The following is a 15,099-nucleotide window of genomic DNA, read 5'->3' as shown; positions in this document are numbered from 1 at the left end:
GCAGAAGCAGGTAACTGCGTTAAATATCTTCTCAAAAGTTCGTTCTGAATAAATTTTCAAAGAAGGGATTGAGGTACAAAAGCCGCATCAAATGATGCGGCTTTTTTTGTTGGCATCAACTTGCCTATTTTTGTTAAAACAACATTCCCAGAAGCTTAGCGCAACCCACTTGATCCGTATGAAAAAAATACTATTCCTTGTTTTGGTTTCAATGAGCGCATCGCTCACGACTTCCGCCCAAAAGAAAAAGAAAACCACCGCCCCCCCCCCGTCGACAACCCTGTCGGCCACTTCCGCCGCCGACCGCACCAAAGGCTACGAACAGCGCCAAAAACTAGACAAAGTTTCCCTGCTGAATAACGTAAAGTTCCGCGCCATCGGCCCCACCGACATGAGTGGCCGCGTGGTAGATCTGGACGTAAACGACGCCAACCCGACGCAGTTTTACGTGGCTTATGCCTCGGGCGGACTGTGGCGCACGGACAACAACGGCATGAGTTTCACGCCGCTCTTCGACAATGAATCGACGATGTCCATCGGCGACATCGCTGTGGATTGGAAGACCAACGGACAAACGATCTGGGTCGGCACGGGAGAGAACAATTCAAGCCGCTCATCCTACTCCGGCGACGGTGTGTACAAAAGTACCAACGGCGGCAAAACCTGGCAGCATGTCGGACTGGAAGACACCCACCACATCGGACAGGTAATTCTGCACCCTAGTGACCCTAACACGGTATGGGTGGCGGCACTCGGCCATCTGTACAGCCCGAATGTGGAGCGCGGGGTGTACAAAACGACCGACGGCGGCAAAACCTGGGCCAAAACGCTTTTCGTAGACGACCAGACAGGTGCCATCGATCTGGATATTCACCCGACCAATCCGAATGTACTTTTTGCCTCAATGTGGCATAAGGAGCGCAGTGCCTGGAACTTTGTGGAAGGCGGTAAAACCTCCGGGATTTACCAGTCCACCGACGGCGGGAACACCTGGCAACTACTTAGCACGGCGGGTAGCGGCTTGCCGCAGGGCGAAGGTGTGGGCCGCATCGGCCTGGCCATTTATCCCAAAGATCCAGGCATCATGTATGCCTTCGTGGACAATCAGGACAAGCGCAAACCGGAAGACAAAAAAGACGACGAAGGCCTGACATTGAAGCAGTTGAAGGATATGAAGGTGGAGGACTTCATGGAACTGTCGGATTTAGTCATCAACGAGTTTCTGGATAAATCCAATTTTCCAGAAAAGAACTCGGCCAAACAACTCAAAGACGACCTGAAAAGTGGTAAGCTGAAAGTGAAGGATATCTACGACTTCGTGGGCGGAGCCAACGACGACCTGATCTCGGCCCCTGTGAAAGGGGCGGAAATCTACCGTACCGACGATGGCGGCAAGTCCTGGAAAAAGACCCACGACGAGCCCATCGACCTGGTTTACACTTATGGCTACTACTTCGGACAAATTTTCGTTGCCCCTTCCGATCCCGATCGCATCGTAACTTTTGGTGTTCCCATTCTGCAATCGCGGGACGGCGGCAAAACCTGGAAAAACGTGGATAAGGAGAATGTCCACTCCGATCATCACGCGCTCTGGATCAACCCCAACAATCCCGACCACATGATCAACGGCAACGACGGCGGTGTGAATGTGACCTACGACAGCGGCAAGCACTGGTCGCATCTGAATTCGGAACCTTTGGGACAGTTTTACGCCATCGCGGTAGATATGGCGAAACCCTACAACGTCTACGGCGGTTTGCAGGACAATGGCGTGTGGACGGGTACTTCCAAACCTCGGGAGGATGCGCCGCTGCCCGAATGGAAATCAATTATGGGGGGCGACGGAATGCAGGTGCAGGTGGACTGGCGCGACAACCGCACGGTCTATACGGGCTTTCAGTTCGGCAACTACTTCCGGCTCGATAAAGACAAGCCCGGCTTCGGCAGCATGAAACGGCTGGTCATGCCGCGCGGAATCGGCGACCCCAAGTTGCGCTTTAACTGGCAGGCTCCGATTCACCTCTCGCGGCACAATCAGGATATTGTCTATTTTGGTTCCAACAAATTCCACCGCAGCCTCGACAAAGGTGAAACATTCGAAAATCTTTCCGACGACCTCACGAAGGGGGGGAAAGAAGGGGACGTTCCTTTTGGTACTTTGACTACCATTGACGAGTCGCCCAAGCGCTTTGGCCTGCTGTACGCAGGGACCGACGACGGATTGGCTTGGGTATCGAAGGATGCGGGCTATAACTGGACGAAGATCTCCGATGCCCTGCCGCAAAACCTCTGGGTGAGTCGCCTGACCGCTTCGGCCCACGACGAAGGCACGGTATATGCCTCACTCAACGGCTACCGCGACGACAATTTCCTGCCTTACCTCTTTGCCTCGACCGACTACGGCCAAACCTGGCAGGCCATCGGTACCGACCTGCCCGCCGAGCCGATCAACGTGGTGAAGGAAGATCCCGTCAACGCCAATATTCTCTACGTCGGCACCGACCACGGCGTGTACGTTTCGCTTGACAAGGGTACTTCATTCATGCGGATGTCGGGCGGCCTGCCCGCCGTGGCGGTTCATGACCTGCTGGTGCATCCGCGCGACAAGGAGTTGGTCGTCGGCACACACGGACGCTCGATTTATATCGCCGATGTGAGCCTGGTGCAGCAGCTAGCCGACACGCTGCGGCAAAAGAGTGTGTACGCCTTTACCCTCGACCCGGTTACGTACAGCGAACGCTGGGGCCGGGTGAATAAATACGCCGAATCGAAACCGCTGGAATACGAGATTCCGTATTACACCAAAACCGCTGGAAAAACTACCCTTGACATCAAAACGGACAAAGGCATCACGCTGGCCTCGCTCACTGATGATAGCGAACCGGGCCTGAACTATGCCGTATGGAACTACACCGTAAACCCCGATGCCAAAACTACCTACGCGCAGTACCTGAACGAAACCAAAAAGAAGGAAGACAAAGAGGTAAAGCTGGAAGCGGCAGAGGACAAGAATTTTTACATCCGTCCCGGCAAGTACAAGGTAGTAGTTACAACCGCTAACGGGGCTAAAACCGAGCAAACGCTGACGATCAAGGCCCCTGAAAAGCGGGCTTCACGCCGGGGGATCAGTACAAGACCCATTCCTTCGACACCCGGCGAGTGGGAGGAGTATATGGAGGAAGAGCTGGGGATGGAGGAAGTGAAGTAGCTATCTTATTCCCGGAAGTCGACGCCAGGTGGGGTACTTCCGGGAAATTTTTTATTTCCAATTATCGTAATATTGCGATTGATAAAAATTTTCCTACCTTTGGCCCATCAATTATTTCAAAACCATTCAATGGGCCTTACCAAAACCTCAGAATTCACCGCTCAGGAAAACCGCATCGCTGAACTAGCAAAGGCGTTCGCTCATCCGGCGCGGGTGGCCATTCTGCAACTACTGGCCGAGCGCAAAGCCTGCGTTTGCGGGGATTTGGTAGACGAACTACCCCTTTCGCAAGCCACGGTTTCGCAGCACTTAAAGGAATTGAAGCGCATTGGTATCATCAAAGGGGAAATCGATCCGCCGCGCGTGTGTTACTGCATCAATGAATCAGTTTGGGAAGAAGCGCAGGATGCGTTCACCTCCATTTTTAGTAAGTTCCAAACCCAAAGCTGCTGTTAAAAAAATTTGCTCTTAACCATCGTAATATTACAATTAACTAATATCTCTTCTCAATTAATCAAAACTCAAAACTATGGAAACGACCGAACAGGAACTGAAAGAAATTGTCCGTAAGAAGTACGCCGAAATCGCGACAGGCAGCAACTCCGTCCTCAACGCCGCCTCGTGCTGCGGTGCCACCACAGCCTCGCAAGAGGTCTATAACATCATGACCGACGACTACGATGCGGTGGAAGGCTACACCGCAGAAGCCGACCTCGGACTGGGCTGCGGATTACCCACTCAATTTGCCAAAATCCAAAAAGGTGATGTCGTAATCGATCTGGGCTCCGGTGCCGGTAACGATGCTTTCGTAGCCCGGCACGAAACAGGGCCCGAGGGCAAAGTCATCGGCATTGACTTTACGGAGGAAATGATCGCCCGCGCCCGGCAAAACGCCGAAACGCGCGGCCTGCACAATGTGGAGTTCCGGCAGGGTGACATCGAACAAATGCCCGTCGGCGATGCGGTGGCTGACGTCATTGTCAGCAACTGCGTTCTGAACCTCGTCCCGAACAAGCGGCAGGTATTTGCCGAAATATTCCGCGTGTTGAAGCCGGGTGGCCATTTCAGTATCTCGGACATTGTGCTGAATGGCGAACTACCGGAAAAACTACGTTCTGCCGCCGAGATGTATGCGGGTTGCGTATCGGGCGCCATTCAGAAGAATGAGTACCTGACCATGGCAGCTGCGGCGGGTTTCGAAAATCTGACCGTTCAGAAGCAGAAGGCTATTTTCATTCCGGATGACATTCTCAGCGAGTACATTTCTACCGGAGAAATCGCAGCCTTTCGTCAGGGTACGGATCAGATTGAAAGCATTACGCTCTTTGCCAGTAAGCCAGGTGGCCCGAAGAAACCTGCTCTGGAGATGCTGAATCAGGTAACTGCCGAGGCTGGTGAATCCTGCTGTGGACCCGACTGCTGCAGCTAGGGATTGTGTTCAGTCATAAATCTATTTTCTATGTCTAGCCCCAAAAGTTTGTCTTTCCTAGATCGCTGGCTCACTCTGTGGATTTTCTCGGCTATGCTGGCGGGCGTCGGAATCGGCTATTTCTTTCCCCAGTCCGGCGTATTCATCAATCGCTTCAATGCGGGTACCACCAACGTCCCGCTGGCAATCGGCCTGATTCTCATGATGTACCCGCCGCTGGCAAAGGTGCGGTTTGAAGAACTCCCAAGCGTATTCAAAAATGGGAAGATACTGCTGCTGTCCTTAGTTCAGAACTGGGTCATAGGCCCGGTTCTGATGTTTGGGCTGGCCGTAGCTTTCCTTTCTGATCGGCCTGATTACATGACGGGCCTGATTATGATTGGTATAGCCCGTTGTATTGCCATGGTAATCGTGTGGAACGACCTCGCAAACGGCAATCGGCTTTATGCTGCCGGATTAGTCGCTTTCAACAGTGTCTTTCAAGTCCTTTTTTACCCTGTTTACGCTTGGATTTTTATCAAAGTTCTTCCCGACTTCCTCGGGTTGACAGGCTACGACATAAACATCACGATGACAGAGGTAGCCCAAAGCGTTTTCATTTACCTCGGCATACCATTCCTGCTGGGAGTTGCTTCCCGCTATGTCCTTACAAAAGTAAAAGGCCGAACCTGGTTTGAAGGCACTTACCTGCCCGCTGTGAGCCCCATCACGCTGATCGCCCTGTTATTCACGATCGTGGTGATGTTCAGCTTAAAAGGGCAGATGATCGTACAGATTCCGCTAGACGTCGTTCGGATAATGATTCCTCTTTCTCTCTACTTCGTCATCATGTTTTTTTCTGCATTTTATCTATCCAAGAGAGCGGGGGCCGATTATCCAAAAGCCACTTCTCTGGCGTTCACCGCAGCCGGCAATAACTTTGAGTTGGGCATTGCTGTGGCTATTTCGGTTTTCGGAATCGAATCGGGAGCTGCATTTGCGGCGGTGGTAGGTCCATTGATTGAAGTTCCCGTACTCATTCTAATGGTCAACTTTGCAAAAAAACAAGAATACACTTTTACTGAAATTTCCCCGACAAACTAGTAATCATGCTATTCCCCAGAATTCAAACCTACTTCGACTCTCTTGACGATCGCTCCATTCCCGAAGAGCGTCTGAAAGCTTTGAACCGTTTTCGGAGCTATATCTTGGAAAAACTAGACCATAGTGAGATCATAAACCTAACGTTTATCTGCACCCACAACTCGCGCCGGAGCCATCTGGGGCAGGTGTGGGCGCAGGTAGCGGCGCATTATTGGGGGGTTCCCCGGGTTCGTTGCTATTCGGGCGGCACTGAGGCCACGGCATGCCACCCTAACACCCTGGACGCGTTGACCAGCGCCGGGCTGGCGGTCAAGAAAACTACCGAAGGGGAAAACCCGGTTTACGAACTACGGTATTCAGAAGCGGCCCTGCCTATCGTCGCATTTTCAAAACTATACGACCAGGCTCCGAATCCCACGAACGATTTCGCCGCAATTATGACGTGCGACCACGCGGAGAAAAATTGTCCTTACATCTCTGGTGCGCAAAGCCGCATCGCGATCACCTATGCCGATCCGAAAGAGGCAGATGGCACTCCGCTCGAAAAACAAGCTTATGAGGAGCGTAGTGAACAGATCGCCGCAGAAATGAGATACGTGTTTTCCAACCTTCCGGTCTGAAACAAAAAAATGCCTCCTGTACATTCGACAAACCTCCCGCCAAACCGGGAGGTTTTTTTATCTTTGCTATCAAAAAAATCGTCCTGATGCTGCATAAAACCCGGGGTATTGCGCTGAACTATATCCGATATCGCGAGTCGTCCATCATTGCCAAGATTTATACCGAAGCCTTTGGTATTCAGAGCTACATCGTGAATGGTGTGCGAAGCAGCCGATCCAAGTCTAACCGCATCGCCCTGTTTCAGCCACTCACGCTGCTGGATCTGGTAGTTTATCACAAAAACAAATCGGACGCACTGCACCGCATTTCCGAAATCAAGTGCCGGATTCCATTTCACAGCCTGCCGTTCGAAGTTGTGAAATCGAGCCTGAGTTTGTTCCTGACCGAAATTTTGATAAAATCGTTGCGGGAAGAAGAGGAAAACATCCCGCTATTCGAGTTCCTGGAAGATGCCGTGCTCTATCTTGACAATGCCGGTGAACACTACGAAAATTTTCATATTCACGTGCTGGCCCAACTGGCCTTTTTCCTGGGTTTCGGCATGGAAACTGCCGACGATCTGACGAACGAACTCCGCGAAAACCATTACCCGGCTTCGCCCGATCCTACGCAGAAGGCTGCGTTGCAAATATGGCTTTCTGCTCCCTTCGGCATTGTGGTGCCACTGGATAAGAAGCGACGGATTTCATTGCTGAACATGCTGGTTTTTCTGTACAAAATTCACCTTGATTCATTGGGTGAAATCAAGTCGCTGGAAGTACTGCACGAGGTACTTAACTAGAAAATCCAGGTACTTCAAAAATTGGCATCATTGTTGCCTTTTTCGTTGGTGAATAAAGTCGATGAAGTGAACGAACCAATATACTGACGATGAAAAAAGTTTTTTACCTCTTCACCTTCTTTGCCTTATTATGGAGCTGTACGCCAGTCGATCAGGTGACGCCCAACACCCCACCCTCAGCGAATCTTACTGTTAACTATTCGGCAGATTTTTTACATGATTGGGTCAATCTTGAATGCCGATTGGTAAAAGAAACGCCCGGTTTTTTTCCACCTCAGGCGGCGCGGGTTTTCGGACTTACGGGTGTAACAGCCTACGAAGCTGCTTATCGGGGCATTCCCGGCGCGCGCTCACTGACCGGGCAACTGAACGGTTTTGGTTCCTATACAATGCCAACGGCCGACGCCCTGAGCGTACAGTATCACTGGGGTATTGTCACCAACGCGGCGGTAGCCGAAATCATGCGATTGTCGTTCGGCAGCAGCCTGGCGGCTTCCAACCTGAAAATTGTCAACGAGAAGGAAGAGACAAACTACGGTCAATTCAAGCAGGAAGCGCCCAGCAAAGCCGTGGCGGAACTTTCTCAAAAACTAGGCAAGGATATTGCAGCGGCGGTTTTTGACTATTCCAAGACCGACGGCGGTCATGAAGCCTACCTTCGCCCTTTTTCAGCCACTTACCAGATTCCCGTCGGGCCCGACAAATGGATTCCGACCGACGCCAAGAACCTGACGCCTCTCTGTCCCGAATGGGATAAATGCCGCCCGATGCTGGCCTCTAACATGGATTACGCCGTGCCACCCAAGCCCGTTGCTTTTTCCACCGACCCGAATTCGGAATTTTACAAAATAAGCAGGCAGGTGTACGATGTAGTCAGGAACGGCACCGAAGAGCAGCGTGAAATTGCCCGTTTCTGGGCCGACGATCCCTTTGCGACCTGTACACCCACGGGTCATACGTTCGGTATTCTGACTCAACTGTTGAAAGAAACAAACGCCACGCTTGAAAAAGCAGTTGTGGCCTACGCCAAACTGGGCATCGCGGAGAACGACGCTTTCATCACTTGCTGGAAAATCAAGTACGATTACGCGCTTATCCGCCCGGTTTCCTACATCCAGAAATACATAGACCCTAATTTTAAGACCGTGATCGGTACGCCACCTTTCCCGGCCTACACCTCGGGCCACGCCACCGAAGCTGCCGTGGGTGAACGGGTGTTTACCGAAATGTTCACCGATGGCGATGGCGAGTATCCCTTCACCGACCGCTCACAATTGCAGCATGGCTTCGGTACCAGGAAGTTTACCAACTTCAAGAAAATGGCCGAAGAATGCGCCGACTCGCGCCTGTACGGCGGTATACATTATGACATGGACAATCAACGCGGGCTGCTCATGGGCCGTGCTGTGGGCGACAATGTGCTACGGTCCATCAATTGGCCAAAAAATTTAAAATAACGGAAAGTTGAAAGTGACAAAAACCCTGCTGTTGATTGCCTTGACGGTTTCCCTTGTTAGCTGCGATGAGAATTCGGTCCGGGACGAGGATATCGATTTAATGGCGGAATTGGAGTGCCAGGCGCGGCAGTTGAAAGAGCAGCGCTTTCAGGTAGCCAACGAACTCCGGTTGCGGGGCGACTCGCTGATGAAAGCCAATATCCCTCTCACCGAAGCCCAGAAAGCCGAAGAAGACTCCCTGAAACAAACCTTGACCGAGCAGACGGGCCTACTGGCAACGCGACTTACTTTCGTGATGGACAGTCTGTTTGATGCTCATTACAAATCAATAGAGCAGCGGGAGGCGTTTGACGTGGCTGTCGCCAAGAAGCTAGACGAGATTTGTAAATAGAGCGCTGGAACAGTTTTTGAGTACCTTTCCGTAGTCAAAAACCTAACTCTATTTCCGATGAAAAAGACCGTACTTCCTTTTCTCCTTTCTTTCGTGCTTCTCTACTCTTCCGCAGATGCCCAGTCTATTAAAGGGGCGTGGCGGTCGCAGCAACCTAACAACAGTATCGCTTCGCTGATTGTGGCCGACGATTACCTGATGATCGCTTCGTACAGTATTCTTAACAAGTACTTTGACCGCACCGAAGGTGGCTCATTCACGATGCAGGGCGACCAGATGACTTACACCACCGAATTCAATACCAACGACACAGCCAGGATCAATAAGTCGGTTGTTTACACCGTTATCCGCAAAGACAGTATTCTCACATTGCGCGGCGAAGACGAAGAATTGGTGTGGATGCTGGTGGACGATGCCAGGGATAAGCCGATGGCCGGTACCTGGCATATTACCGGACGAGCCAAAGACGGCACAGGCGAAATGATGGAAATCCACCAGACGGGTACCCGCAAGACACTCAAAATCCTGTCGGGAACACGCTTTCAGTGGGCGGCTATCGACCCGGCAGTGAAGGGTTTTTATGGTACGGGAGGCGGTACCTATGACATCAAGAATGGCAAATATACCGAACACATCCAGTTTTTTTCCCGCGACCGCTTCCGCGTGGGCGCAGACCTTACTTTCGATTGGCAGCTAACGGACGGGAAATGGGATCATTCCGGTAAAAGCAGCAAAGGCGATCCTATTCACGAGGTTTGGGAGAAAATTAATGAGTGATAGGTGAAGTTATGGGTACATAGCTGAAAATAAGCCATTCATACATACATAAATAATTCATCACTCTTTACACCTTCCGCTTCAACTCAAAATGCTGCCCCAGGTACACGCGCCGCACGACTTCATCTTCGGCAAGTTCTTCTGCGGTACCCTGTTTCAGGATTTTTCCTTCAAACAATAGATAGGCCCGATCGGTAATCGAAAGCGTTTCGTTCACGTTGTGGTCGGTGATGAGTATACCGATATTCCGGTGTTTGAGTTTGGCGACGATGGTCTGAATGTCTTCAACGGCAATTGGGTCGACGCCCGCGAAGGGTTCGTCTAGCAGGATGAACTTTGGGTCCACAGCCAGAGCGCGGGCAATTTCGGTACGCCTTCGTTCTCCGCCCGACAGTACCATACCCATATTTTTTCGTACGTGTTCCAGGCTGAACTCTTCGATGAGTTCTTCCACCTTATCCCGCTGAGCCTGCCGCGACAGATCCGTCATTTCCAGCACCGCCCTGATATTTTCTTCGACGGTCAATTGCCGGAACACCGAAGCTTCCTGCGCCAGATAACCCAGTCCCAACCGCGCCCTCTTGTACATGGGCAGACTGGTAATATCACGGTCATCGAGATAGACGTGGCCGCTATTGGGCTTTACCAATCCAACGGCCATATAAAAGGAAGTCGTTTTTCCGGCCCCATTCGGCCCCAGCAGCCCCACAATCTCGCCCTGCTCCACCTGATAACTCACGTTATCATTAACGAGCCGGGCGCCGTATTTTTTGACAAGATTTTCGGTTCTGAGGATCATAGGTTGTGTGGATAGCTAAAACTTAATGTCTTTCAGCATGAACTGCAACGTCGTTTTATCCCGAAAGGTATTTTCATCCAGCGAGTAGCAGATATCAAACGATTTACCATTCATCAGATCGGGATATATATGCGCCATGCCAAAGGCAATCACCGTGAAAGCAGGCGAATTGCCCTGGTAAACGTTGAACTTGATGTGCTTCTCTTTCATGATCGTCGGTTTGCCGGCGATGGAAACACCCCGACTCACGAACACGGGCGTCATATTACCCGGCCCAAAAGGTCCCATTTGCTTCAGAACTTTATAGGCTTTCCAGGAAACATCTTCCAGATCGAGTTCCAAATCCACACTAATCATCGGCGTGAGTTGCTCTGGCAGGATGCGCCCGCTCACAATTTCATCGAAGCGAAGCCGAAAAGCATCGACGTTCTCGACAGGAAGAGTCATTCCCGCTGCAAATGTATGGCCACCGAACTGCTCGAGCAGGTCGGCGCACTCTTCAATGGCCTCGTACACATCGAAGCCCGGTACCGAGCGCGCCGAACCGGCGGCTTTGCCGTTGGATTTGGTCAGGATGATCGTCGGGCGATGAAAATGCTCGATACAGCGGCTCGCCACAATGCCGATCACGCCCTTGTGCCAATCCTCCTTGAACAGTACCGTACTTTTGGCCTCAGAGAGCCAGGCGTCCTCCTGAATCATAGCCAGAGCCTCATCCGTGATGCTGGTGTCGAATTTCCGGCGGTCGCTGTTGTGTTTGTTGATTTGCTGCGCAAATTCGTCGGCCTCATCCTCGTCGTCGCACAGCAACAGTCTCACGGCTTCCTTAGCGTGTTTGATGCGTCCTGCGGCGTTAATCCGCGGTCCAAGGCCAAACACAACGTTCTGAATATCCAGCACATTGTGGATACCCGCAATCTTGATCAGGGCTCTTAATCCGGCGCGGGGCGTAGTGTTCAGGTGCTGCAAACCGTAGTAAGCCAATACCCGGTTTTCACCCGTAATCGGAACAATGTCCGATGCGATACTCACGACCAGCAGGTCCAGGTACGGATAAAGCAAATCCATATCCTGCCCATTCTGCTGGCAGAAAGCGTGAAGCAATTTGAATCCTACGCCACACCCCGTCAATTCTTTGTAAGGATACTCGCAATCGGAACGTTTGGGATCGAGTACTGCGGCGGCAGGCGGTAACGTCTCGCCAGGACGGTGGTGGTCGCAAATGATGAAATCCACGCCCAGAGAATTGGCATACTCCACTTTGTCTACGGACTTGATGCCGCAATCCAGCGCCACAATCAGGGAAAATCCATTTTCTGCCGCCCAGTCGATGCCCTGCGTGGACACGCCGTAGCCCTCGGTGTAGCGGTCAGGAATGTAATAATCGAGTCGATCGTATATAGTGCTGAGAAAGCCGTAGAACATCGCCACCGAAGTAGTACCGTCTACGTCGTAGTCACCGTATACCAGAATTTTCTCCCCTTTGCCTATAGCCGACGTAAGACGATCAACTGCCTTGTCCATGTCTTCCATGGCAAAAGGATCGTGCAGCGAAGACAAATCGGGTCGAAAAAAGTCTTTTGCTTCCTCAAAATTACGCACCCCGCGCTGCACCAGCAAGGACGCCAGAAACGGACTGACGTTGATCGCCTTGGCCAGTGTGTTGGCAGAGGTACTTTGTTCAGTTGTCAGCTCGGCAGCAGAAATCCAGCGTTTTTCAGTCATAAGGGCAAAGATACGGAAAAGGCGTGTTCGGAAGGCGGAGCAAATAGCCTTGTGAATCTATTAAGAAACTTTAACGCTCCTGTCCCGCTACCGGTTCTCAAGCCCTACATTTTGCCAAAAGCTACCCAAACCTCTTATCTTTGCGGAATCAATTTGGAATTGCTGAATGTCGGATTAGACTAGCGATGATCATATTCACTGATTCCTGCATTCACTAATTCCAAATTAAATGCCCCGCCTCCTAGCAATCGATTATGGTTCCAAACGAACCGGACTGGCTGTGACCGATCCCTTGCAGATTATTGCTACGGCTCTGGAAACAGTACGGACGCATTTGCTGTTGGATTATTTGAAAAAATACGTAGAAAGAGAGGCGGTTGAAGCTATTGTTATAGGCATGCCGCGCCGCCTGGATAGCAGCGATACGCACAATACGCAAGCGGTCAGAACATTCATCAAAAAATTGGAATCCACTTTTCCCGATATCCCTGTTTATCCCCACGATGAGCGTTTCACCTCCTCTATTGCCCTGCAAGCCATGATTACAGGAGGTAGTAAGAAAAGTGAACGTCGCGAAAAAGGTAATCTCGATAAAGTGAGTGCCGTGGTCATTCTGCAATCTTTCATGGAAAGTCAACGGCTCAATCCTATGCGGTAACTCACTTCAAGCATAATTATTCATCAATCACAATTCATATTTCCCTTAATGATTTACCCCATAGTAGCTTACGGCGACCCCATTCTGCGAAAGGTGACCCGGCCCCTAGAAAAAGACGAAATGGATTTGCAAAAGCTCTCGGATGATCTGTTTGAAACCATGCATGACGCGGCGGGCGTTGGTTTGGCCGCTCCACAAGTGGGTTTGGGCATCCGGGTTTTCGTAGTGGACGGTACCGCCATGAACGAAGACGAAGAGGAGGAAGACAAAGATCCTACGCTGGAAGGTTTTAAAAAGATATTTATAAACCCTGAGATCGTGGAAGAAGACGGTGACGACTGGGCCTTTGAGGAGGGCTGTTTGAGTATTCCCGGTATCCGTGGGGAAGTTTACCGACCCGAAATCGTAACGATCCGTTACAGGGATATCGACTGGAACGAACACGAAGAAACCCACGAGGGAATGGCCGCCCGTATTATTCAGCATGAGTACGACCACCTGGAAGGCAAGCTCTTCACAGACTACCTACCCGCATTGAAACGTCAACTTCTCAAACGCAAGCTTAGCGATATTTCCAAAGGCGTTGTAGACGTGGATTACCGGATGCGTTTTCATAGCCGCAGATAATTCACTAGTAAGTACCTTGCCATGAGTCCCCGCATTCTGTACGTTGAAGACGATCCCAATCTAAGCTTCGCCACCAAAGACAATCTCGAAGCCAATGAATACGAAATTGTTCACTGTATGGACGGGCAGGAGGCGTGGAATACATTTCAGAAAGAACACTTCGATATCTGTGTGCTGGATGTGATGCTGCCCCAAATGGACGGCTTTACATTGGCTGAAAAAATCCGCGCCTCCGACCAGCATGTACCCATCCTTTTCCTTACTGCTCGCGCACTGTTGGATGACCGCCTACACGGGCTTCGCCTGGGCGCCGACGATTACGTGACCAAGCCATTCAGCATTCAGGAATTAATTTTGCGGATTGAGGTGTTTCTACGCCGCTCCAAAACGGACACGCCCAGGCCAAGCGACGACGATTCACCACTGAGGGTAGGTAGATATCTATTCGATTTTCAAAAACTAACGCTCACTCTGAATGGCGACACCCATACGTTAACTTTCAGAGAGGCAGAAGTTATGAAGTACCTCGCCCAGCGCCCCAACGAGGTAATCAAGCGTGAAGATTTGCTAAAAGCCATTTGGGGCGACGATGACTACTTTATGGGCCGTAGCCTGGACGTATTTATTTCCCGCCTTCGTAAGTACCTTAGCGGTGATCCCAACCTCCGGATAGACAACGTGCATGGCGTTGGTTTTCGAATAAGCTGGTAGTTACTTTAAAGGACAATGGAGTGGGGCAAGGCAATTTCAAACGGAGCCGACCTCTCTATTCAAAATTTGTCAGCTATCCATTGTCAATCGTCCATTCATTTGATTGGTACCGAAACCTTCGTCATATCCCAGGCCATTTCCATCGCTGGTATGGATTGATCGAATGAGATAGTAAACATTTCCGCCGGGGAATTGGTAACCTGAGTTGGAACTTCTACTTTCAGAACATCCGCCTCTGCTTCGCGGATCGGAGTACCGTCGAAATTGACACCCCAACTGTACTGCTTGTTGTTGAAAATGACGGTCCATTTATCCTTCTCTGGAATCGTCCAAAGCGTGTATTCACCCGCAGGGAGCATTTTGCCATCGATTACAAGTTCGGTTTTGGTTGTGAAGGTGGTAGCTTCATTGGCACCCGTCCGCCAGACCTCACCGTAGGGTACTAAACCCCCAAAAATTTCCCGTCCCTTCTTAGAAGGGCGATTGTAGTACACTTCCACATGCTTCTCGCCTTCATTGAAAGAAACTGTCTGTTCAGGGCTTGCCTTCTTGGTATTAGCCGTCATTACCTGGAAGCCGATAAATGCAATTACAACAAGACCACCCAAGGCGATAAGGGTCCATTTTAAGTATTTGTTCATAATAATTTAGTAAAGGAGGATCTATAAAAGGGTTTTCCAAAGATATAAAAAAAGGCTGGTTCATGCTCTTTTGCATAAACCAGCCGGTCGTAACGCAAGCGGGCCGCGCTGCTGGTGCAGCGCGGCCCGGTCCTGGGTTGTATGAAAAAGTGGCGGCTACCTACTCTGCCGGCTTTGAGACCGGTACCATC

At 50.9% G+C, this 15,099-nt stretch carries 15 protein-coding genes; 12 read left to right on the top strand and 3 right to left on the bottom strand.

Annotation, left to right across the window (positions count from 1 at the left end; all coding sequences use genetic code 11):
- Positions 1-178: 178 nt before the first annotated feature.
- The 9 genes from IE117_RS25410 (at position 179) to IE117_RS25370 (ending at position 9,747) form a co-directional block, all read left to right on the top strand.
- On the top strand, positions 179-3,208 hold the full coding sequence (locus IE117_RS25410) for a WD40/YVTN/BNR-like repeat-containing protein (RefSeq protein ID WP_189568940.1): 3,030 nt from the start codon (positions 179-181) through the stop codon (positions 3,206-3,208).
- 129 nt (positions 3,209-3,337) lie between these two features.
- Positions 3,338-3,664, top strand: coding sequence for an ArsR/SmtB family transcription factor (locus tag IE117_RS25405; protein ID WP_189568937.1), 327 nt, complete (start codon positions 3,338-3,340; stop codon positions 3,662-3,664).
- A 73-nt stretch (positions 3,665-3,737) separates the two neighbouring features.
- On the top strand, positions 3,738-4,637 hold the full coding sequence (locus IE117_RS25400; RefSeq protein WP_189568934.1) for an arsenite methyltransferase: 900 nt from the start codon (positions 3,738-3,740) through the stop codon (positions 4,635-4,637).
- Positions 4,638-4,667: 30 nt separating this feature from the next.
- A complete protein-coding gene (gene arsB / locus IE117_RS25395; protein WP_189568931.1) occupies positions 4,668-5,720 on the top strand; it encodes an ACR3 family arsenite efflux transporter in 1,053 nt (350 codons plus the stop codon).
- 5 nt (positions 5,721-5,725) lie between these two features.
- Entirely contained in the window at positions 5,726-6,340 is a 615-nt protein-coding gene (locus tag IE117_RS25390; RefSeq protein ID WP_189568928.1) for an arsenate-mycothiol transferase ArsC, read from the top strand.
- Positions 6,341-6,426: 86 nt separating this feature from the next.
- Positions 6,427-7,122, top strand: a complete 696-nt coding sequence (gene recO, locus IE117_RS25385) for a DNA repair protein RecO (RefSeq protein ID WP_189568925.1) — start codon at positions 6,427-6,429, stop codon at positions 7,120-7,122.
- 89 nt (positions 7,123-7,211) lie between these two features.
- Complete coding sequence (locus tag IE117_RS25380; RefSeq protein ID WP_189568922.1) at positions 7,212-8,579, top strand: vanadium-dependent haloperoxidase; 1,368 nt, start codon at positions 7,212-7,214, stop codon at positions 8,577-8,579.
- 7 nt (positions 8,580-8,586) lie between these two features.
- Complete coding sequence (locus IE117_RS25375; RefSeq protein WP_189568919.1) at positions 8,587-8,970, top strand: hypothetical protein; 384 nt, start codon at positions 8,587-8,589, stop codon at positions 8,968-8,970.
- 57 nt (positions 8,971-9,027) lie between these two features.
- Entirely contained in the window at positions 9,028-9,747 is a 720-nt protein-coding gene (locus tag IE117_RS25370; RefSeq protein WP_189568916.1) for a hypothetical protein, read from the top strand.
- Positions 9,748-9,814: 67 nt separating this feature from the next.
- Here IE117_RS25370 and lptB read toward each other — a convergent pair whose 3' ends face one another.
- Positions 9,815-10,546, bottom strand: coding sequence for an LPS export ABC transporter ATP-binding protein (gene lptB / locus IE117_RS25365; protein ID WP_189568913.1), 732 nt, complete (start codon positions 10,544-10,546; stop codon positions 9,815-9,817).
- A gap of 15 nt (positions 10,547-10,561) precedes the next feature.
- Positions 10,562-12,271: a single-stranded-DNA-specific exonuclease RecJ gene (gene recJ, locus IE117_RS25360; protein WP_189568910.1), complete on the bottom strand. Its 1,710-nt coding sequence runs from the start codon at positions 12,269-12,271 to the stop codon at positions 10,562-10,564.
- A 229-nt stretch (positions 12,272-12,500) separates the two neighbouring features.
- On the opposite strand from recJ, the gene ruvX reads away from it, so the two are divergent.
- The 3 genes from ruvX to IE117_RS25345 are packed head-to-tail and all read left to right on the top strand — an operon-like array spanning position 12,501 to position 14,267.
- Positions 12,501-12,929: a Holliday junction resolvase RuvX gene (ruvX, locus tag IE117_RS25355; RefSeq protein ID WP_189568907.1), complete on the top strand. Its 429-nt coding sequence runs from the start codon at positions 12,501-12,503 to the stop codon at positions 12,927-12,929.
- Positions 12,930-12,977: 48 nt separating this feature from the next.
- Positions 12,978-13,556, top strand: coding sequence for a peptide deformylase (gene def / locus IE117_RS25350; protein ID WP_189568904.1), 579 nt, complete (start codon positions 12,978-12,980; stop codon positions 13,554-13,556).
- 21 nt (positions 13,557-13,577) lie between these two features.
- Entirely contained in the window at positions 13,578-14,267 is a 690-nt protein-coding gene (locus IE117_RS25345; RefSeq protein WP_189568901.1) for a response regulator transcription factor, read from the top strand.
- A 95-nt stretch (positions 14,268-14,362) separates the two neighbouring features.
- Here the strand turns inward: IE117_RS25345 and IE117_RS25340 are convergent, their stop codons facing one another.
- Positions 14,363-14,908, bottom strand: a complete 546-nt coding sequence (locus IE117_RS25340; RefSeq protein WP_189568897.1) for a DUF2911 domain-containing protein — start codon at positions 14,906-14,908, stop codon at positions 14,363-14,365.
- Positions 14,909-15,099: the final 191 nt, after the last annotated feature.

This window comes from Persicitalea jodogahamensis (assembly GCF_014651615.1).
Lineage (GTDB): Bacteria > Bacteroidota > Bacteroidia > Cytophagales > Spirosomataceae > Persicitalea > Persicitalea jodogahamensis.
The sequence above is the reverse complement of the archived record's forward strand: the minus strand, read 5'-3'. Positions and strand labels throughout refer to the sequence as shown.

Excerpts from the sequence above, each read along its gene's own strand:
- IE117_RS25400 (WP_189568934.1), top strand. The coding sequence starts at position 3,738 with ATGGAAACGACCGAACAGGAACTGAAAGAAATTGTCCGTAAGAAGTAC.
- IE117_RS25345 (WP_189568901.1), top strand. The coding sequence starts at position 13,578 with ATGAGTCCCCGCATTCTGTACGTTGAAGACGATCCCAATCTAAGCTTC.
- recJ (WP_189568910.1), bottom strand. The coding sequence starts at position 12,271 with ATGACTGAAAAACGCTGGATTTCTGCTGCCGAGCTGACAACTGAACAA.
- lptB (WP_189568913.1), bottom strand. The coding sequence starts at position 10,546 with ATGATCCTCAGAACCGAAAATCTTGTCAAAAAATACGGCGCCCGGCTC.
- IE117_RS25340 (WP_189568897.1), bottom strand. The coding sequence starts at position 14,908 with ATGAACAAATACTTAAAATGGACCCTTATCGCCTTGGGTGGTCTTGTT.
- IE117_RS25370 (WP_189568916.1), top strand. The coding sequence starts at position 9,028 with ATGAAAAAGACCGTACTTCCTTTTCTCCTTTCTTTCGTGCTTCTCTAC.
- arsB (WP_189568931.1), top strand. The coding sequence starts at position 4,668 with ATGTCTAGCCCCAAAAGTTTGTCTTTCCTAGATCGCTGGCTCACTCTG.
- recO (WP_189568925.1), top strand. The coding sequence starts at position 6,427 with ATGCTGCATAAAACCCGGGGTATTGCGCTGAACTATATCCGATATCGC.
- ruvX (WP_189568907.1), top strand. The coding sequence starts at position 12,501 with ATGCCCCGCCTCCTAGCAATCGATTATGGTTCCAAACGAACCGGACTG.
- IE117_RS25410 (WP_189568940.1), top strand. The coding sequence starts at position 179 with ATGAAAAAAATACTATTCCTTGTTTTGGTTTCAATGAGCGCATCGCTC.
- def (WP_189568904.1), top strand. The coding sequence starts at position 12,978 with ATGATTTACCCCATAGTAGCTTACGGCGACCCCATTCTGCGAAAGGTG.
- IE117_RS25380 (WP_189568922.1), top strand. The coding sequence starts at position 7,212 with ATGAAAAAAGTTTTTTACCTCTTCACCTTCTTTGCCTTATTATGGAGC.
- IE117_RS25390 (WP_189568928.1), top strand. The coding sequence starts at position 5,726 with ATGCTATTCCCCAGAATTCAAACCTACTTCGACTCTCTTGACGATCGC.
- IE117_RS25405 (WP_189568937.1), top strand. The coding sequence starts at position 3,338 with ATGGGCCTTACCAAAACCTCAGAATTCACCGCTCAGGAAAACCGCATC.